The sequence below is a fragment of the Paenibacillus pedocola genome, assembly GCF_031599675.1.
Taxonomy (GTDB): domain Bacteria; phylum Bacillota; class Bacilli; order Paenibacillales; family Paenibacillaceae; genus Paenibacillus_AQ; species Paenibacillus_AQ pedocola.
The window spans coordinates 2,152,961-2,171,835 of record NZ_CP134223.1; the positions used below are offsets into that span (position 1 = coordinate 2,152,961).

At 50.6% G+C, this 18,875-nt stretch carries 18 protein-coding genes; 10 read left to right on the plus strand and 8 right to left on the minus strand.

Features of this window, described 5'->3' with window-relative positions; genetic code table 11:
* Window positions 1–47: 47 nt before the first annotated feature.
* Together trmL and QU597_RS09155 are read left to right on the plus strand one after the other, a co-directional pair.
* A complete protein-coding gene (gene trmL / locus QU597_RS09150) occupies window positions 48–512 on the plus strand; it encodes a tRNA (uridine(34)/cytosine(34)/5-carboxymethylaminomethyluridine(34)-2'-O)-methyltransferase TrmL (RefSeq protein WP_206103983.1) in 465 nt (154 codons plus the stop codon).
* Window positions 513–636: 124 nt separating this feature from the next.
* Entirely contained in the window at window positions 637–891 is a 255-nt protein-coding gene (locus QU597_RS09155) for an AbrB/MazE/SpoVT family DNA-binding domain-containing protein (protein ID WP_054939706.1), read from the plus strand.
* A 351-nt stretch (window positions 892–1,242) separates the two neighbouring features.
* Here QU597_RS09155 and QU597_RS09160 read toward each other — a convergent pair whose 3' ends face one another.
* A complete protein-coding gene (locus tag QU597_RS09160) occupies window positions 1,243–2,310 on the minus strand; it encodes a phosphodiester glycosidase family protein (protein ID WP_310832356.1) in 1,068 nt (355 codons plus the stop codon).
* Window positions 2,307–2,714 (minus strand): hypothetical protein, encoded by a 408-nt coding sequence (locus tag QU597_RS09165; protein WP_054939708.1) that lies wholly within the window; start codon window positions 2,712–2,714, stop codon window positions 2,307–2,309. The genes QU597_RS09160 and QU597_RS09165 overlap by 4 nt, the downstream gene beginning before the upstream one ends.
* A 284-nt stretch (window positions 2,715–2,998) precedes the next feature.
* Between QU597_RS09165 and QU597_RS09170 the strand changes: the two genes are divergently transcribed.
* The gene (locus tag QU597_RS09170) at window positions 2,999–3,655 is read left to right on the plus strand and encodes a response regulator transcription factor (protein WP_310832357.1); all 657 of its coding nucleotides are present in this window, start codon (window positions 2,999–3,001) and stop codon (window positions 3,653–3,655) included.
* 67 nt (window positions 3,656–3,722) lie between these two features.
* Complete coding sequence (locus QU597_RS09175; RefSeq protein ID WP_310832358.1) at window positions 3,723–4,946, plus strand: aminotransferase-like domain-containing protein; 1,224 nt, start codon at window positions 3,723–3,725, stop codon at window positions 4,944–4,946.
* A 582-nt stretch (window positions 4,947–5,528) separates the two neighbouring features.
* Here QU597_RS09175 and QU597_RS09180 read toward each other — a convergent pair.
* Window positions 5,529–6,353 carry a DUF2161 family putative PD-(D/E)XK-type phosphodiesterase gene (locus tag QU597_RS09180; RefSeq protein WP_310832359.1) on the minus strand — a complete coding sequence of 275 codons (825 nt, stop codon included), beginning with the start codon at window positions 6,351–6,353 and terminating at the stop codon, window positions 5,529–5,531.
* A gap of 175 nt (window positions 6,354–6,528) precedes the next feature.
* On the opposite strand from QU597_RS09180, the gene QU597_RS09185 reads away from it, so the two are divergent.
* From QU597_RS09185 to QU597_RS09195, 3 genes are all read left to right on the plus strand, one after another.
* Window positions 6,529–8,424 (plus strand): PrkA family serine protein kinase, encoded by a 1,896-nt coding sequence (locus QU597_RS09185; protein ID WP_236333691.1) that lies wholly within the window; start codon window positions 6,529–6,531, stop codon window positions 8,422–8,424.
* A gap of 128 nt (window positions 8,425–8,552) precedes the next feature.
* Window positions 8,553–8,810: a hypothetical protein gene (locus QU597_RS09190; protein WP_310832360.1), complete on the plus strand. Its 258-nt coding sequence runs from the start codon at window positions 8,553–8,555 to the stop codon at window positions 8,808–8,810.
* A gap of 14 nt (window positions 8,811–8,824) precedes the next feature.
* A complete protein-coding gene (locus QU597_RS09195; protein WP_310832361.1) occupies window positions 8,825–9,061 on the plus strand; it encodes a hypothetical protein in 237 nt (78 codons plus the stop codon).
* Window positions 9,062–9,204: 143 nt separating this feature from the next.
* Here QU597_RS09195 and QU597_RS09200 read toward each other — a convergent pair whose 3' ends face one another.
* Window positions 9,205–9,939, minus strand: a complete 735-nt coding sequence (locus QU597_RS09200; protein WP_310832362.1) for a hypothetical protein — start codon at window positions 9,937–9,939, stop codon at window positions 9,205–9,207.
* A gap of 174 nt (window positions 9,940–10,113) precedes the next feature.
* On the opposite strand from QU597_RS09200, the gene QU597_RS09205 reads away from it, so the two are divergent.
* The gene (locus tag QU597_RS09205) at window positions 10,114–11,007 is read left to right on the plus strand and encodes an AraC family transcriptional regulator (RefSeq protein WP_310832363.1); all 894 of its coding nucleotides are present in this window, start codon (window positions 10,114–10,116) and stop codon (window positions 11,005–11,007) included.
* Window positions 11,008–11,454: 447 nt separating this feature from the next.
* Entirely contained in the window at window positions 11,455–12,414 is a 960-nt protein-coding gene (locus QU597_RS09210; protein WP_310832364.1) for an alpha/beta fold hydrolase, read from the plus strand.
* A gap of 44 nt (window positions 12,415–12,458) precedes the next feature.
* On the opposite strand, the gene QU597_RS09215 is transcribed toward QU597_RS09210, so the two are convergent.
* The 4 genes from QU597_RS09215 to QU597_RS09230 all read right to left on the minus strand — a co-directional run bounded on the left by QU597_RS09215 (window position 12,459) and on the right by QU597_RS09230 (window position 17,015).
* A complete protein-coding gene (locus tag QU597_RS09215) occupies window positions 12,459–14,345 on the minus strand; it encodes an FtsX-like permease family protein (RefSeq protein WP_310832365.1) in 1,887 nt (628 codons plus the stop codon).
* Window positions 14,346–14,409: 64 nt separating this feature from the next.
* Window positions 14,410–15,183, minus strand: a complete 774-nt coding sequence (locus QU597_RS09220) for an ABC transporter ATP-binding protein (RefSeq protein ID WP_310832366.1) — start codon at window positions 15,181–15,183, stop codon at window positions 14,410–14,412.
* 138 nt (window positions 15,184–15,321) lie between these two features.
* The gene (locus QU597_RS09225) at window positions 15,322–16,317 is read right to left on the minus strand and encodes a sensor histidine kinase (RefSeq protein ID WP_310832367.1); all 996 of its coding nucleotides are present in this window, start codon (window positions 16,315–16,317) and stop codon (window positions 15,322–15,324) included.
* On the minus strand, window positions 16,314–17,015 hold the full coding sequence (locus QU597_RS09230; RefSeq protein WP_310832368.1) for a response regulator transcription factor: 702 nt from the start codon (window positions 17,013–17,015) through the stop codon (window positions 16,314–16,316). The genes QU597_RS09225 and QU597_RS09230 overlap by 4 nt, the downstream gene beginning before the upstream one ends.
* A 293-nt stretch (window positions 17,016–17,308) precedes the next feature.
* On the opposite strand from QU597_RS09230, the gene QU597_RS09235 reads away from it, so the two are divergent.
* A complete protein-coding gene (locus tag QU597_RS09235; RefSeq protein ID WP_310832369.1) occupies window positions 17,309–18,811 on the plus strand; it encodes an alpha/beta hydrolase family protein in 1,503 nt (500 codons plus the stop codon).
* The last annotated feature ends 64 nt before the right edge of the window (window positions 18,812–18,875 follow it).

Consider the following 18,875-nt stretch of genomic DNA (forward strand, 5'->3'; position numbering starts at 1 on the left):
ACACCACATCAAAGGGCTGGTAAGCCTACAGAGAGGAACATTCCAATATGGCATTACACATTGTGCTGGTTGAACCGGAAATTCCGGCAAATACAGGTAATATTGCCCGTACCTGTGCAGCCACAGGCACCCATCTCCACCTGGTCCGCCCGCTGGGCTTCCGGACCGACGACGCAACCTTGAAACGGGCAGGGCTTGATTACTGGCATGCCGTCACAATCGAATATCATGATTCGTTTGCGGAAGTGCAGGAAAAGTATAGCGGGGGACGCTTTTTCTATGCCACGACAAAGGCGCAGAAGCGCTACACGGATTTTGCTTTCCGGGACGGGGATTTTTTCGTATTCGGGAAGGAAACCAAGGGGTTGCCGCCCGAAATTATCGAAGCCGGCAAGGAAACCGCTATGCGGATGCCGATGGGAGAAGCTGTGAGATCGTTGAATTTATCCAATTCCGCAGCGATTATTGTTTACGAAGCCCTGCGTCAAATGGATTTTCCGCAACTTTTCTAAAAGTAGACATGTTTTTTTGTTTTTTTCAGCAGGATTCGACAATAAAATAACGAAATAGAAGAATACTGCCGAAATAAGTAGTGACTACTAATTATTTGTTGAACAGGAGAGGTGTACGTTAGATATGAAACCTGCTGGCGTAGTTCGTAAAGTAGATCAGCTGGGTAGAATTGTTCTGCCTAAGTCCCTGCGTAAAAGGTACCAAATGAATGAAGGCGACCCGGTAGAAATTCTGGTACAGGGCGACCATATCATTCTGGAGCGCTACCGTCCCAAGTGTGTATTTTGCGGATCTATGGAAGGTGTAAGCGAGTATAAAGATCGTTATATTTGCGCCGCATGCCTTGCAGAAATGACGCAATTGCCAAGACACGCCTAGTAATACCGCTTTCTCCTGGAGAAAACGGGCAAGGAAAATAATTACATAGTATGGTGCTGCGTGATTTCCGTCGCGGACCAGTGCTGAAAAAACGCCGCACAATGTGCGGCGTTTTTTTTAGAATATAAGAATATTCCGGCAGCTGTTACAGGCCCTTGGTTTTATCGTCGTTGTAGGATGAGGTTAAAATACCGGTCAGAAAAAGCAGGAATACCAGGGTGACAATCCAAAAGGTCAGGGAAAACGACATGCTGGACACCTCCATAAAGGACTGTAGTAGTTACATAGATTATAACCACCGCATGCTGAAATTAAAAGCTCAAAAGTGAGATTCAGCATTGACACCGATTTTTATTTAAAGAACAGGAAGTTGGTTGGCACCTGCCGGAGATTTCCGTCAGACGGGTCGTTAATCACTTTGCCTCTGAAAATGAGGGATGAGGAACCGCCGCCATCGAGATTATAGGCATCGGTCACCCCCATACTCCATAGCTTGTTCTGAATTTCTTCCAGGGTAGCCCCGGAGTTTCCGTTCTCGTTATATCCGTCTGCAACCAGAACCAGCAGCTGATCATCTTTATATTTGCCGATAACGGTGCGGGGGGCACGTTTGGGACTGGTCATCCATTTATATGGAATCGCCTGCCGTACACTGTTCTTAAGGAGAACCGGCACAAAGGTTGCCCCAAACACTGGTTCCAGCTGGTCAAGCTGCGATTTGCTGGTGAATTTACCCCCTATGAGCCGGCCCGATTTATTCAGACCCACGAAGCTGAGATCCTTGTAGGTCGGCTCAAAACCGTATACATATTTGCCGCCCACGATTGTAGTGGACAAGGGGTACCGTCTTCCTCCCTGATCGGCGAAACCTCCGGCGTTGATCCCCGCAACCGCACCATAACGGGCCACGGCATGCATCGTGGTCTCGGCTTGACCGGTGCCGTCTCCGGCCAGGCTCATTTTCATTGCTGTAGCATCCTTCAGCCTGATCTTAAGGGCGTAAGCTTTATAGTTGCCGGGGTTCAGCCGGTATAATTCAATCGTAATCCGGTCACTGCTGACGACGTCGGCAGGTATGCCAAGCCGGGCCGTGATCCGCCGGTTATAGATATGTTCCGGGCGGGAAGCCTGGGCTGCAGCTGTTGAGACCAGTGCATTCATAGCGTTAGTAGTCTTCTTATAGAGCTGGGCGCTGGCACCGATGGCGTCAATCGTGTAGGACGCTGAATTCTGTGCCTGCAGAAGATCCTTTTTGAGCGCTGCTGTCAGTTCGAGCGGCCCCGGCTCTGCGGCATACTGATCAGTGTTCAGGTTAAGGGTCAGTGGCGGCTGGTACCATAAAAGACCAATAAATAAGCCAAGAAAAGGCGCCGTCAGCAGCATGAAGAAGCGGTTGACTCTTTTTACAGGCGTCATCATTTGAGCAGATCCATTTCTTTCTTCAAGGCTTCAAGCTGCTTCTTGACTTCACTCAGCTGCGTATACAGCTTGTTGCTGTTATCTGTCTTGTTGCTTGCATTATCCTTGGTAAACGTCAGCAGTTCATTAAAGGTCTGCACCGTATTCTGTAATTCCTTCACTTCTTCGGAGAGAACGGCGATTCTCGATTCATAATCTGTCTTCAAAACGGTAAGCTGCTGCTGGCTTTGGGCGCTAAGCTCGCTAAGCACCTGCTGCTTCAGATGGTTGGTGTAGCTGTACACGGCATAGACGCCGACTCCGATCATCAAAATCCAGAACAGTAAAAACCATTTTACGGAAGGGCCGTTTCTCGCGGCAGTGCGGCGCGAGTGTACTGGGGTCGATTCCGCTAGCGGTTGCATTTCAACATCACCTCAAGCTATTTTTTTCAAGTCCCCATTCTATCAGACTTTTACAAGTTTCGCAAAAATGAAAGGAAGTTTGAAAGCGTGAAAAAGTAATTGCATCCTATTAAACTACTGCGATACAATTTCTATAGATTGGAATATCTGAGTGGCGTATTCAAGGTAAAAGAAGGAAGAAACTAACAATAAGTCATCAACCATCCTTGCTTCCGTGGTAGCCGGAAACGTAAAGTGCTTTCCACTCTGGGTAAATATATAGATAGCAGGAGGTCTGGGCGTTAATGATGAAGGTTTGGCGGGTGGTCATCGTGGGTTGTCATCCCACAAGTATGCTGGGTACAAAGCTGATATTGGAGGAGGGGGGAGGACTTATCGTTCAGGGGATGTATTCCACCTGGAGCGAGGCCGTTAGAGAAGTGCTGGAAATGAAGCCGGATCTGGTACTGGCAGATTATCAAATGCCTGAGGGCAATGTGGAAACCGTGCTGCCGGAGATGAAAAATAGTTCAGAGCATTCACATTTCATCATCATGACCGAAGAGGATGACAAGGAATTATTCCAGCCCCTGCTGGAGCTCGGAGCCAGCGGTGTCCTGTCCAAAGGAGCTTCCTCCAACCAGCTGCTCTTAATGATCGAAAGTCTGCGCGAAGGTTTCCTGTCGGTTCCGCTGAAGTGGATTCAAAGGGGATACCGTCCGGTGACCTCGACACGGAGTCTGGAAGGTGTTATGCAGCTGACTCAGACTGAAATGTTCATAATGGAGCGGATTGTACAAGGAATTACTTACGACAAGATCGCTCTGGAGATAGAGGTAAGCCGTCGTTCCATCGATAACTACCTTCGGAAAATCTATGTAAAGCTTGACGTTACGACTCGGGCCCAGGCTATCGAGAAGTATGCGCTTTTCTCAAGGCAAAATAAGCAAATCTACGCGTAGTCCCTGCCTTTGCGACATATTGCCGTCCGGGCTGGAATATTCTTGGTACCAGGGAAGGGGGGGACATATGAAATATGAATTTTCTGCCCGCGCGCATACATTGCTATCTTCACCTCTGCTTAGTATCCGGACACAGACGCGGCGCAGCACATTAATCTCTCTGGCAGAAGAACTGCCTGCTGAAGAATTGTTCCCATTATCGCTGCTTGCGGAAACGGCCTCTACCGTAATATCGGCGGATGCCAGTGCGCTGCAATATGGCGATCCTGAGGGCTATGGTCCGCTGCGGGACTGGCTAACCGGGGACTGGCTGAAGGGAAAAGGAGTGGCTGCCCCGGAGGGCGGAGTTCTTCTGACAACGGGAAGTCAACAAGCTATCGATTTGCTGTCCCGGGTCTATATCGATCCCGGCGACCGTGTACTGGTGGAGAATCCGACTTCTCCGGGCTTTCTGCAGGCACTCCGCATGCAGGGGGCTGTCATTATTCCGGTACAGGGAGACCGGGATGGGCTGCTGCCTGATCATCTTCGCACCCAGATCCGCCAGCACCGGCCCAAAATGCTGTTCGCAACCCCGAGCTACACGAACCCGAGCGGGATCCTCTGGAGTCTGGATCGGCGCAAGGAAGTGCTCGAGCTGTGCATCCGGAATAACGTGCTGATCGTAGAGGATGATTCCTATGGCGATTTGCATTTCCAGCGGGCCGGTACCGGCGGATCTCCTGCCGTGCGGTATCCGTCATTGTATGCGCTGGAGAATGTCAGCCAAGGCGGGCATGTGCTCTACATCGGCTCATTCAGCAAGACGGTCGCGCCGGCCCTGCGGACAGGCTGGGCAGCCGGCAGCCGGGAGCTGGTCGGGATGATGACTGCTGCCAAGCAGATGGCTGACTGGCAGTCCAGCTTGCTGAACCAGCGGCTGCTGCATCATCTGCTGGATGTAACGGCATTTGATCTGCGTGAGCATATCGCTCTGTTGAACCGTGAATACAACACCCGCCTGAAACTAATGGCGGAGCTGCTGAAGCGTCCGGCTTGGAAGCATAGTGATTATGCGCTTCCCGAGGGCGGCATGTTCCTGTGGGTCTCCCTGCCGGAAGGGCTTGATGCAATGACACTGCTCAAAGCGTCGCTGGCCAAGGGGGTCGCGTTCCTGCCGGGCCAGCTATGCAGTGTAAATGGCGGCGGCAACCGCATCCGTCTTAACTTCAGCCATCCCGGCCGGGATGAGCTGCTGCTGGGGATGAACCTGATGAGTGAGGCGGTCACGGAGTTTACAGCGCGGAGCTGAGGGGCTTGCAGCCTAGGGTTGCTGCATGCTTGCGATAATAAGGCTGCGGCAGGGAAGCGGGGAGCAGGAAGACGAATGGAAGGTAAAAAAATGCAGAGGGAAAGGCGATACGGGGAGAGGAAATTCGTATGAGGGAATTCGTAAATGCCTATCTGTAAAATGACATGGCTGGCTTTGGCGACTCCCATCTGCTGTATTCTATGCAACAGATTCGCCAGTTCCGGCTTCACAAATAGTTTCTATTGCACTTTGTACAGCAGATTTCCGGAAAACCGCAGATGAGGGCTGGATTTGTGGGATTTAATTGCACAAAATACAATAGAATCGAATTTCTCCCTCTTTAAGCCGGATTCTGTTGTACGAAATACAGTAGAACTCAAAAAACAGACTCCCGGAATGAGATTGAAGTGAATTACGATTGCTTAGCAAGCCCTTGGTAATACGAGGGCTTGCTTTTTGTTTCAAAGCAAATGAATTACCGCGACATTGGTTGATGATTCTGATGTGCAGATACAACTTACGTGCTGCTATTACTTATGGTACTGATGGATGTTGTCATTATGGTTGCTGGGGCTGAAGCTTCTAGACCTTGCCCGCACTGGCCTCAGTGATCGCAGCATATTCCAGCAGCGCCGCCGTTCCCGCCGGCGTCAGCGCGTAGCGGCCGCGGTTCACCCGGGTGAACCAGCCGTAGTAGTTGCGCTGCAGCATCGCCGCAGCGCCGGGCACACCGCTCCGCCGGCGCAGCTCGGCGGGCGTGATGCCGGCCCGGGCCTGCGCAGCCGCCGGGCCTTCTGCAGGCGCTGCTGCGCCTGCCTTAGGCGCGCGGCTCCGCTTAGCGCGCCCATCCAAGAGGCCGAGCGCGGCTTCGGCCTCAGCAGCCTGCAGCGCGAGCGCGACGCGCAGCGCCTTCTCACGGTAGGCAGTCACGAGCTTGACGCGCGTGCTGCCGCCGGTGTTGTAGTCCCCGCTGCGCTCGCGGAACTCATAGAGCAGCTTCTCGCGCCGCCGCGCGCCGCTGCGGACCTGGGGCGGCGCGTCGCCCGGCTCCGCGAGCACCTCGACCAGCGGGGCCTTCGTCTTGTAGAAGACGATAGTGATCAGCCCGAGGCCGAGGCGGCGGCACAGCCCGCTGAGCTCGCCCCAGCGCTGGTTCACCGCGCCTTTTTTGTCACGGACGCGTTCCACGGCGAGGTAGACATTGGGGCTGAGGCGCAGTCGTTCAACTCCCTGCAGCAGCAGGGCGAGGTTGAACGTTTTTTTCATCTCGACAATAAGCGGCAGCTCCTCCCCCTCCCGCAGGCCGACCAGATCGCAGGTCCGTACCTCGCCTTTGACCGAATAGCCCTGACGCTCAAAAAAAGCCTTCAAAGGAGCGTAAAGCTCCGTTTCATGTTTTACTGCCATCGTACTCACTCCTGCGCCTAATTTAACATTATATGTGAAGTTCTAGTTTTTTTTAATGATTCTCTATTATAGCACAGCAAAAAAGAGGTCAACTATTCCGGGCTCGCCGCATAGGTATGTAATACACTTTTAAAGCCAATCGAGCAAGTAGGAGCGCAAGAGGAGGCAGCGAGCAATGGATATTTTTGAGCGTATAGCTTCGTATCGGGCTGAGAACGACCGTTTGGCGTGGAGCGGCACCTTCAAGGACTATATAGAACTATTGAAAAAAGACCCCTCTCCCGCTAAAACGGCTCATTCCCGCGTATACGACATGATCAAGTCACACGGCGTAGAAGACATCAACGGACGCAAACGGTATAAGTTTTTTGAACAGGAGATTTTTGGGCTCGACCGTGCGGTAGAGAAGCTGGTGGAGGAGTATTTCCATTCTGCCGCCCGCCGTCTCGACGTCCGCAAACGGATCCTGCTGCTCATGGGACCGGTCAGCGGCGGTAAATCGACACTGGTAACTCTGCTGAAACGGGGTCTGGAGCAATATTCACGGACGGATGCAGGAGCGGTGTATGCGATTGAAGGCTGCCCGATGCATGAAGATCCGCTGCACCTGATTCCGCTGGAGCTGCGCCCGGAGATTGAGCGGGAACTCGGGGTACGCATTGAGGGCAATCTGTGCCCCTCCTGCCAAATGCGGCTCAAAAATGAATACCGCGGCGACATTGAACAGGTCAAAGTCGTGCGTGTGATTCTCTCGGAAGAAGAGCGCATCGGCATCGGGACCTTCAGTCCGTCTGATCCGAAGTCGCAGGATATCGCCGATCTAACCGGCAGCATCGACTTTTCCACCATTACCGAATACGGCTCGGAATCCGATCCGCGGGCCTACCGCTTCGACGGGGAGCTGAATAAGGCCAACCGCGGGGTGATGGAGTTCCAGGAAATGCTGAAGTGCGACGAGAAATTCCTCTGGAACCTGCTCTCGCTGACCCAGGAAGGCAACTTCAAGGCGGGCCGGTTCGCACTGATTTCGGCGGATGAAATGATCATCGCCCATACGAATGAAACGGAGTACAAATCCTTCATCTCCAACAAAAAGAATGAGGCGCTCCAGTCCCGTATGATCGTCATGCCGGTGCCTTACAACCTTAGAGTGTCGGAAGAGGAAAAAATCTACGCCAAGCTGATCGCCCAGAGTGACATGAAGCATGTGCATATTGCCCCGCACGCCTTGCGGGCCGCTGCGATTTTCTCCATCCTGACGCGCCTGAAGGACAGCAAAAAGCAGGGGATGGACCTGATCAAAAAGCTGCGGATGTACGACGGGGAAGAGGTAGAGGGCTACAAAGAAGCCGATCTTAAGGAAATGCAGTCGGAATACCTGGATGAAGGCATGTCCGGCATTGACCCGCGGTATGTGATCAACCGGATTTCCAGTGCTCTTATCAAAGGCGACCTGCAGTGCATGAACGCGCTGGATGTGCTGCGGGCCATCAAAGACGGGCTGGATCAGCATCCTTCGATCACGAAGGAGGAACGCGAGCGGTACCTGAACTTTATTTCCATCGCCCGCAAGGAATATGATATTCTGGCCAAAAGCGAAGTGCAGAAGGCCTTCGTCTACTCTTTTGAAGAATCGGCCAAAACGCTGTTTGAGAACTATCTCGACAACATTGAAGCGTTCTGCAACTGGAGTAAAATCCGCGATCCGCTGACCGATGAGGAGATGGAACCGGATGAGCGGCTGATGCGCTCGATTGAGGAGCAGATCGGAATTTCCGAAAATGCCAAAAAGGCGTTCCGCGAAGAAATCCTGATCCGCATTTCGGCATATTCCCGCAAAGGCAAAAAGTTCGAATACAATAACCACGACCGGCTGCGTGAGGCGATTGAGAAAAAGCTGTTCACCGACCTGAAGGATATTGTCAAGATCACCACCTCCTCCAAAACGCCGGATGAAAGCCAGCTCAAACGCATCAATGAGGTAAGTAGACGACTGATTGACGAGCATAACTACTGCCCGATCTGCGCGAATGAGCTGCTGAAATATGTCGGAAGCCTGCTGAACCGCTAAGGATTCATAGATCTGGATGAATACAAAAAGCGTACCTCCCGTCCATAGGGGTACGCTTTTTTCGCGTTGCGTAGTTTCAAACCATATTTTTAATCCTTGGTATTCTATTTACTTGGAGAGATGCCGAAATGAATAAAAAATTAATTGCCATCCCCATTACTTTGGCAGCGGCTGCTGCTATTATCCTTGGAGTGCAGAATGCAGAGGTTGATACCTATCCAATGAGTAGTGCACCTCAAGTTCAAAATACTTACAAATTAAACTCAGACCAAGCCAAACTGGTTTATTATGAAAATGTGGATGAGATCACGAATAAGGCCACGAAGGAGACCAAATTCTCGTATCTGAAGATGGTGCTCTTATTAATAATGTATATGAAACCTTAGAAGGATACGTAAAGATGAATAATGCAGATTCATACCTTTTATTTCTAAGAGAAGTTGAACCAGGGAAGTTCGCTATTTGTGGCTCTTACCAAGGGAAATTTAATGTCGACAAACTATCCAATGATACCTCATTTGAAGAGCGTCAAATTACGCAAAGTCAATTAAATGACTTAGACTACTTCGGCGAAAATTCAGAGCATTTCAAAAATTTAATGGAGCAGGCACTAGAAAAATTCCTTGAAAGTAATTGAAATTTCATAACATCGAAGTCTCTGCAACTGGAGTGAAATCCGCGAACTGCTAGGTGACCTAGGCATGTGAAAGGGAATATCCCGAAGCCGCTGTTTCTGGCTTTGAGATATTCCCTTTATTGATGATGTGTTCAGTGAGTGTGTTATTCCTTCCCGTGGCTGGAATCCTTCTCCTTAGATCCGCCGACGGTGAACCCCAGGCCGCCGTTATAGCTGCCTAATTGTCCGGTAACTCCGAGGCCTGCGCCTTGACCGCCTCCGAGCTGTGCCTGAGCCTGGGCTCCGAGTCCATTCTGTCCGCCGAGCTGCAGTCCGGCATTGAAGCCTGCACCTTGGCTGATACCTAAGTGACCTTCCGCATCCGCTTGAAGCCCGTACGCTCCTCCCACATTGGCCCCGGTATGAAAGCCAGCCCCCTGGCCGCCGCCGATCTGTGTTTTAGCCTGTGCAGAAACTCCGTATTTGCCGAAGGCCGCAGCTCCCGTATCGATTCCAAGCCCTTTTTGCGTGTCGAGATGGGCGTTGCCCTGCGCTTGAATTCCATAGGAGGCGCCGCCAAGATGCCCATTCGCGTAGAGCTCCGCGCCGTCTTTTGCTACATGTCCGCCTGTATTCAGGCCTACTCCATGCTTGCCGCCGACTTCGCCGCCGGTTTTCAGGTGGATCCCCTGCCCGCTGCCTGCACTTGCATTTAAATACCCGTCGGCCAGCTGCTTGGCGGTTGTGCCTGAATTTTCTGCTGCAGGCAGGTCTGCCGGGCCGCTGTCTGAGCGGTAGTGATGAAAGTAGTGGGCGTAGGGAAAAGATGCCTGACTGGCAGTCCGGAGATAGCTGTACTGGTAATTTGACGAGACCGGGTTTTCGTTCTCAAGGGTCATCCAAGATTCCTCCATTGTTATCAATAGGTTTAAAGTAGCCTATTCATCAAGGGGATGAAATGATACCTTGTTTTCAGCAGGGACATCCTTTTTATATACAGCAAAATAGGAACAGTTCTCCCGTGATGCAGTTGCTATAATAAAATTACCGTACGGGAAAGGCTGGGTTGCTCAGTGAATTACAGTAAGGATATAGAGAAATGCATTGAATATATTGAGGAGAATATTAAGGAAAATCTGACTGCAGGACAAATTGCCGCGGTGGCCGGATATTCGCCGTATCATTTCTGCCGTGTGTTCAGCCTGTGCAGGGAGATGTCAGTGATGGAATACGTGCGAAGCCGGAAGCTGTCTTTGGCGGCGGTGGATTTGTTCAAAGGGCGGAGCGTGACCGATATTGCGCTGGATTATGGTTTCGAGACTCATGGCGGGTTTACGAAGGCATTCCGCAAAGCGTATGGTTACCCCCCCTCACAATATGCGGCGCGGATGGCCGGTTATCTTCAAGATGTCCCAAAGTTTAAAATGGGAGGTTATATCATGAATCCTGTAATAGTGAGTAAGCCGGCTTTTAAGGTCGCAGGCTATGGTATTGAAACGAATGTGGCCGGAGGCAATTATACGAAGGATATTGCGTCCTTCTGGATCCATTATGAAGGCGAGAATCTGGAGTCGAAAATGTACGACATTCTCGATCCCCCGAGGCATGGCGAAGTGGGGCTGTGTGTTCCGTCTTTTGACAGCGGCAATGCCACTTACCTGCTGGGTGTGATTGTGGACGATTTCTCCAGGGTCACGCCGGATATGCTGACAGCTGAAGTGCCGGAGGCCGAATATGCGGTGTTCACCACGCCGCCAGTTGATACCTCGGGGGGTTCGAAGCAGGAAGATTTTGTACAGGTGATCAAGAGCACCTGGAAGTACATTTTTGAAGAGTGGTTTAAGGACAGCGGTTATGTCTACGACGAGGGCAAGCTGAATTTTGAGTTCTACGATGAACGCTGCCATTCGCGGATCGATACGGTGATGGAGATTTATATTCCGGTGAGGGGGCGGGCGGGAAAATAGGAATTTAACTGCACGGCTGCAAATGCTGCCCGGGTGTATAAGCTACACTGCGGGAATGTTTGGACTTCCGGCCGCTGTTAAGGTTGGATTTCTTGATTTGAGCCGCTGTGCAGCGGTGGAAATCCAACCTTAGCCTATGCTTCCGATGCGAGCTTTCCTACGGAAAGCTTTCAGGCGGACGCTATCGCTCCTACAGTTCCAAAATTCCCTCCGTTACGCTCACTGGGCAGCATTTGCCTTGTATTATTCCTATTTTACCGGCTGCCGGGGGTGGCAGCCGTAGTTAGGCCCGCAGCGCACGTAACCGTGCTGGCGGGCCTATTGCAGCTTTTTCTTTTTCAAATGACATTCGTAAGATCATCTAATACCAATCATTTCCGGCTGGCACTATAATAGGTTAGGAAAAATTATTTGGGAAATAACCCATGCCGAAAGGAATGTTCGTAAATGCCATTAGTTGATATGCCGCTTGAACAGTTGAAGAAGTATGAGGGAAGGAATCCGCGGCCGGCAGATTTCGATGCTTACTGGGAGCGGGCTTTGGAAGAGCTTGAAGCTGTAGAGGCCAATCTTGAGTTGATTCCAAGCGCTTTTCAGACCCCTCAGGCTGAATGCTTCGATCTCTATTTTACGGGAGTGCGGGGGGCTCGCATTCATGCCAAATACATTCGCCCCAAAAAGGTGGACACGCCGCAGCCGGCGATTCTGCAATTCCACGGATACACCGGTGACTCCGGCGACTGGCAGGACAAGCTGGCGTATGCTTCGCTGGGCTTCTCGGTCTTGGCGCTCGACTGCCGGGGGCAGGGCGGTTCTTCAGAGGATACAGGAGGCGTGAAGGGCAACACCCATAATGGTCATATTATCCGCGGCTTGGATGATCATCCTGATAACCTGCTGTTCCGCCATATTTATCTGGATACCGTCCAGTTAGCCAGAATTGCTTTTGACCTGCCGGGGGTTGATCCGCAGCGTGTATATGCAACAGGCGGCTCCCAAGGAGGCGCGCTTACGATTGCCTGTGCTGCCCTGGAGCCCCGGGTAACAAAACTCGCACCTACCTATCCGTTTCTGTGCGATTACAAGCGTGTATGGGAAATGGACCTGGACAAGGATGCCTATCAGGAGCTAAATATCTTTTTCCGTAAATTTGATCCGCTGCATGAACGCGAGGATGAGATTTTCGAGAAGCTGGGTTATATTGATCTGCAGTATTTGGCCCCCCGTATCCAAGGGGAGGTTTTATTTTTCACCGGCCTGATGGATACCATCTGTCCGCCTTCCACCCAGTTTGCAGCGTATAACAAAATCATTTCACCGAAGCAGCTGGTCGTCTATCCGGATTTTGGACATGAATGGCTTCCCGGCAGTGCCGACCGTGTCATGCAGTTTTTCCTGGAAGAGTAGCTTCAAAGAATGATAATCGGCGGACCTTACACAAATTAGGGCAATCAGTTAAAGCCCGCTGAGTGTTTCAAATGCTCTAAATAACGGGCACGGATCAGCAGGAAATACAGGATTTGCGCGGCAAGGAAAACGATAAAGATCGTAATGGCCGAATGAATCACAGGTGAATGAAACAGGTTATGGAGAGCGTAGAGCGCAACGGAGCTGTGGATGAGCGCGACCGCGAGCGGTACGAAAAACAACAGCGCCAGCTGTAGAGTTGCCACCTTCTCAAGCTCCTTGCCGGTCAACCCAATCTTCGATAGGGAAAGGTACTTCTGCTTGTCATCATTGAGGTCGGTAAACAGCCGGAAATATAGAAAGCTTCCCGATGCAACAAAAAATACGCAACTGACAAACAACCCGACGAAAAGCATCAGATTATAGGTTCGCTTCATCTGTTCCTCCAAATAGGCAGAAGATGCGAACCAAAAACCGGAGGGTTCTGCATATCCGAGCTGCCCGGCGATGGCCTCACCCGTGTCTGCCGTTGAATCGGCGCTGTCCGTATTGTAACTGGTTAAAAGCTGTTCTTTTCTGGGATAGCCCAACGAGTCAAACATCCGATCCGAAACGATCAACAGCGGTTCATCGATCATGGGAGGCGTGACCGCCTTTCCGACGGTTTGTTTCATGTGGAATGTGATGGATGTTCCCTTTACTGACCACTCGTGTTCCGGAAAAGGCCGGTTTTTCATGGTCCAGATGGTCGCGGCTTCATTTCCCTGCAGCGACAGTACCGGGTAATCCAAGGCTTTGGCAAGCTTGGTATACTCGGACAGGCGGATGATGTTCAGGGATTGTCCATTTATCGAATCGAAGCTCGCTACATGGACAGACAATTTATCATAACGAATTTGCCGTTCTTTGAGCACTTGTTCGATTATTTTCGTGTGATAGGCTGCCTGCCCGGCATCGCCGGTGGTTTGGATGTAATTATAGGCGAACGGGTACGCAGCCGAGATTTGTTTGTGGATGGTTTCCAGAAATCCCATCAAGCCGCCCATAGCGCAAATGGCGACTGTCGAAACGACCGTCACGAGAAAGAACATACGGGCGTTGTCCTTCATGCGGTAAGCCATGTCAGATAAAACGAGCACATTCGTTTTGCGCAAAAAGATTGAGCGGTTGCTTCTTAACGTGCGGATCACAAACACGCTTAATTGTGTGTACAAAAAGTAAGTGCCGATGATGATTAGGACCGTCACCGGCACAAGAGCGAAAACGACAGTGGGACCTTTAACCTGGAACGATATGATATATCCGCCAAGAAGAAGGCAGAACGCTATAATTGAAAGAAAAACGGATGATTTAGGCTCAGGCTTCGGTTTGGCGCTGCTTTTCAGCAGATCGATCGGCTTGCTGGCCCTTACGAATACAGCTGTGAACGCGGAGATGACGAGAAACAACAGCACGAATGCGGAAAGAGTGAGCAGAATGGCTGTGCCAGGCATGTAGTATGGCAGCGGGCTCATGTGCATCACATCGGCTCCAATCATCATGAATAGCTTGGCGAACAGCATACCGGCGGTAAGACCTGCCACAATGGAAGCGAAACCGATCACCATGTTTTCGATAAAGACGATCTGTCGCAGCTGATTGTAGGTCATGCCGTGCATGATGAGCACTCCAAATTCCCGTTTGCGGGATTTCAGGAAGGCACTGCCGGAATAGAGTACGAAGAAGATGGAGAACACATATACGATATATTCCGCAACCGTCATTGCCTCAACCGCCGCCCCATTGAAACCGGAATTTTTAATGGCAGGGTGAAAAATAAAAACAGCATACATGAAAAAGATCATCACCGAAAACGTGCTGCTCAGAAAAAAAGCGGCATATGTCCGTTTGTTCCGGCTAACATTCCGGAGGGCAAATTGTCGCAACGTCATTTATTGCCCCTCCCGACTTATTAGCGGAATGGTCATCATGGACAGGATACGCCGTGAACTCCTCTTAATGAACGCGAAGCGGTGAAAGGTCATGTGCATTCCCTCCCATTAGCGAAAGCATATCGATAATCTGCTGGAAGAAGGTCTGGCGGTTGTTCCCCCTGTAAAATTCATTATAGAGCCGGCCGTCCTTAATGAATACGACCCGGTGGCAGTAGCTGGCAGCTAGAGCGTCATGGGTGACCAGCAACATGGTCGTTTGATCGGTATCGTTGATAGCCTCCATCATTTCCATTACATCCCGTGAAGATTTGGAATCGAGATTTCCCGTCGGCTCATCGGCCAGCAGCAGCGAAGGGGAATGAATGATGGCCCTTGCAATGGCAGCCCTCTGCCGTTGCCCTCCCGACACTTCATAGGTTCGTTTATTCAGAATTTCGGTGATGCCCAGTTTTTCGGCCACCGGTTGAAGCCTGGCGTCCATTTCTTTCACACTTTTCCCGTCCAGCGTAAGAGGGAGGATGATATTTTCCCCGATGGTCAGCGTATCCAGCAAATTAAAATCCTGAAAGACAAAGCCCAGCTTCCGTCTGCGGAACAGGGCCAGATCATGTTTGGATAACAAGTGGGGGTTTTCCCCATTAATCAACACTTCTCCGGAGGTAGGCGTGTCGATTGTGGATACTGCGTTCAGCAGTGTTGTTTTGCCGCTGCCGGAAGGACCCATAATGCCGACAAATTCGCCTTTCCCGACAACCAGGTTCATATCGCTCATCGCCCTATACGCGATGCTGCCATCATAAACTTTTCCCAGATTGCGCACGATTAACATATCCATATCAAGCATTCTTCCTTTCATACGGCCGGAATTTCGAATCCCCAAGCCCTCCCGCATAATCATAACCGCTCCTCAGCCAATATCCCATCGATTATTCTTAAACAAAACTTACAATGCTGTAATAAAAAACACGCATGTTCATGAAGCTTGAACATGCGTGATTCCCATCCATATACGTACTGCAGTCCCTTGTCCCTGCTCGGATTCAATTTCGACGTGATGATCAAGCCGCGAGGCGATTTCCCGAACCAGGTAGAGACCCATCCCGGTGGATTCACCGAAGCGTCTTCCGTTTTCCCCTGTAAAATAGGCATCGAACACCCGCTTGATATCCTGTTTCGGGATTCCCGCGCCATTGTCCCGAATCTCAAGAGCGGCTTGCTGTCCGCGTATATCAGAGCTAATCAGGATGCGGCTGCTTACGCCTGCCGAATACCGCACCGCATTGGTGATTAATTGGCCGAGTGCGAATGCAAGCCACTTGTCATCGGACATGACCATCAGCCGGTCATCGACCTGGATTTCCGGGAAGACCTTGTTGCGGATAAATAAATTTTTGTGTTCAGCCACCACTTTCCCGACCAGCTGATGAAGATGCACCGGCTCCACCACGAAATCCTGCTCGAACGCATCCAAGCGTGAGGTATACAGCACTGTGTCAAGCCCCTTCTCCAGCTTATCTATTTCCTCTCGAATGCTGTCAAAGAAGGGGTCGGTTTCATTCTGAACCGCAAGGTGCATAACGGATAGCGGGGTTTTCATCTGGTGCACCCACTGATTGATAAAGGTGATGTGATCGTTTAGCTTTTTACGGTATTGTTGGATATCGTTCTGATACAGACGATACTTTCCCTGGAGCAGATGCCCAAGTGCATCCGCGAGCGGTGCGTTCCCGACAAATTCGGCCGATTCGTCAATGGACAGAAGCGGACGAGTCAGCCTCCGGTAAAACCGGTAATGGCGGATATAACGGTATATCAAGTAAAACGCGAATAAGGCCGTATTTACCATACAGATGTATATAAGATCGTTGGTATTCCGGAAACCGGATAAGCGGCACATATAAACAGTCAGCAGGAGCTGTCCGGCATACATAAAGATTAACGGAGCCTGCTCTCTCCAAAACAGCCTCATGACTCCTCCCTCCAAAAAGGCCGCAGTTTATATCCGGCTCCCCGCACGGTTTCCAGCGCTTCTTCAACGCCGAGCTCGGATAATTTTTTGCGGATCCGTGTGATATTGACATTAAGCGTGTTGTCGTCAACTAACTGTTGACTGTTCCACAGTTTGTCCAGAAGATAGTCGCGGCTGACCACCTTGGAGCTGTTTTCCATCAGTGTTTCGATCAGCAACGATTCTTTATGACTGAGATCTACGGTTTTGCCGGATAAGGTCAGCTCAAGCCTTTCGGGATAGAGCACGAGTCCTGCGCATTCCACGGTCCGTTCCCTCTTGCTCAGGGCGTATGAGCCGTAAGCACGGCGAAGCTGGCTCTTAATCTTGGCCATGACCACTTCATAATCGAAGGGCTTGGCGATATAATCGTCCGCCCCGTTCTCCAGCGCCATAACCTGCTCCATCTTGCCGTCGCGGGCGGAGATGAACAGAATCGGGCAGGTAGAGACCGTCCGGATTTGCCTGCACCAGTAGTAGCCGTCGTAACGGGGCAGATTGACGTCCAGCAGCACGAGATCCGGACGAATGCTCTGGAACACCTCCATAACCCGGTCGAACTCCTGGACCGCTTCAGCCCGATACCCGTATTTCTCCACATAGGATTGAAGCAGCTGCGCCAGCTTGAGATCGTCTTCTACAATCAGGATACTAAACATAGATTTGGCTCCTTTTCTGATTTGAAAAAACACCAGCATGCCGTCTCCGAGGAGCGATTGGAACTTACTGTGTTTCTATGGTTTGAATAGGCTGGATTAGGTTCAGCTGTAAACAATTATAACCTTAAGCGGCACTCTTTCAAGCTGATGAGATACCATTTTACGGGTCCTCCCATCCCGCAAGCAAATTTCATACTTGTAAGATTAATGTAAGGTAAATCGATAGCTTAGGCCGATCTCTGAGGATAAGATTGGAACAAATAAAAATAGAGAGTTTAAAAAGGAGAATCGGGATGAGACTGTTTGAACTGTTGCTTTTTTTATCAAACATCGGCTTGTTTGCATTAACAGTCCTATTAACAAAAGGGCGGCGTAGAATTCCAGTATTCGTTGCAAGCGGGATCGCTACACTTTTACTGTTCATTCATTGGACGGTGGAAGGATACAGAGTTCAGCTATTGTTCCCATATTGTATAACGCTCCTTTTTTTAGCGGTTTCAGGTTATAGCTTTTTTAAGAAAAACGGCCCCAGAAAAATTCCGCGATTCATGTTGGGTGCAGCTTATACCGCTATTGCGGTAATGCTGGCCGTAACAGCGGTTCTCATGTATGCTTTTCCTGTATTTAAACTACCTGAACCGACAGGCGAATTTAAGGTAGGAACGCATACTTTTCATTTCGTGGATACCCATAGGAAAGAGACTTTCGGCGAAAACAGTGAGGATCATAGAGAATTAATGGTTCAGGTATGGTATCCGGCTCAAGCCGGCACCGCCAAGTATGCTCCCTTTATTCCTGAACCCCGGATTTTACGTTATATGGCCGCGGACTATGGACTTCCCGGGTTTACTTTTGGGCACCTGAGGTACGTATCCAGTCATACTTATTCAGAGGCCGAAGCCTCTTCAGCACAGACTTCATACCCGCTGATCCTTGCGAATCCGGGCAATGGCTCCTCCAGGTTCCTCCACACGTCGCAAGCCGAATATCTCGCAAGTCACGGATATATCGTGGCAGTCATCGACCACACCTACAATACATTTGCCACCGAGTTTCCGGACGGGCGAATCACGACCAGCACAACCAACGACTTATTCTCCCCCGACGATGATTACCGGACAGGAAGAGAAATTCGCGACAAGCTGGGAAAAGTCTTAACCGGGGATGTGGCGTTTGCACTGGACCAATTCGGGCTCATCCAATCGGGGCAGATTCCAAGTCATTTGCAAGGGAAGATTGATCTCGGTCATGTCGGGGTGTTCGGTCATTCCATCGGCGGAGCGACGGCTTATGACGCTGCTTACGATCCGCGGATCGCGGTTGGCATAGACCTTGATGGAGGGCTTTACCGGCTGCGTGACAGAGAGGGTCTGCGAAAGCCATTTTTGTTCATTAACTCGGAAAGCTATTCCGAAAAATTAATAAGGGTGATGGATAACCGGGTCTACACGGATGCAGAGCTTAAGCATATGGGCTCAACTAGAGAGTGGGAGGACCAAGTCACGGAAGATAAAAAGCTGGAGCTTGAACGGATGCGTGAAACAGTTGACGCAGGGGGGCAAGTCCTATATATCGAAAATACGGAGCATTTAAATTTTACTAACGTACAGTTCATTTCACCGGTTTTCAAAATGCTGGGCATTACAGGAAAGATTGAGCCCGAAAGAGCGGACTCCGTTATTAATGCCTATATGCTGGATTTCTTCGACATGTATCTGAAAAATCAAGGCGGAATCTTAATGAAGGGACCGGATAGCCGCTTCCCGGAGGTGAAGTTCGTAAATTCACTATATTAAAAAGAAAAGGGCACGGTTCTGCGCATTTTCCGCTAAGGAAACGTGCTGATCGTGCCCATAATTC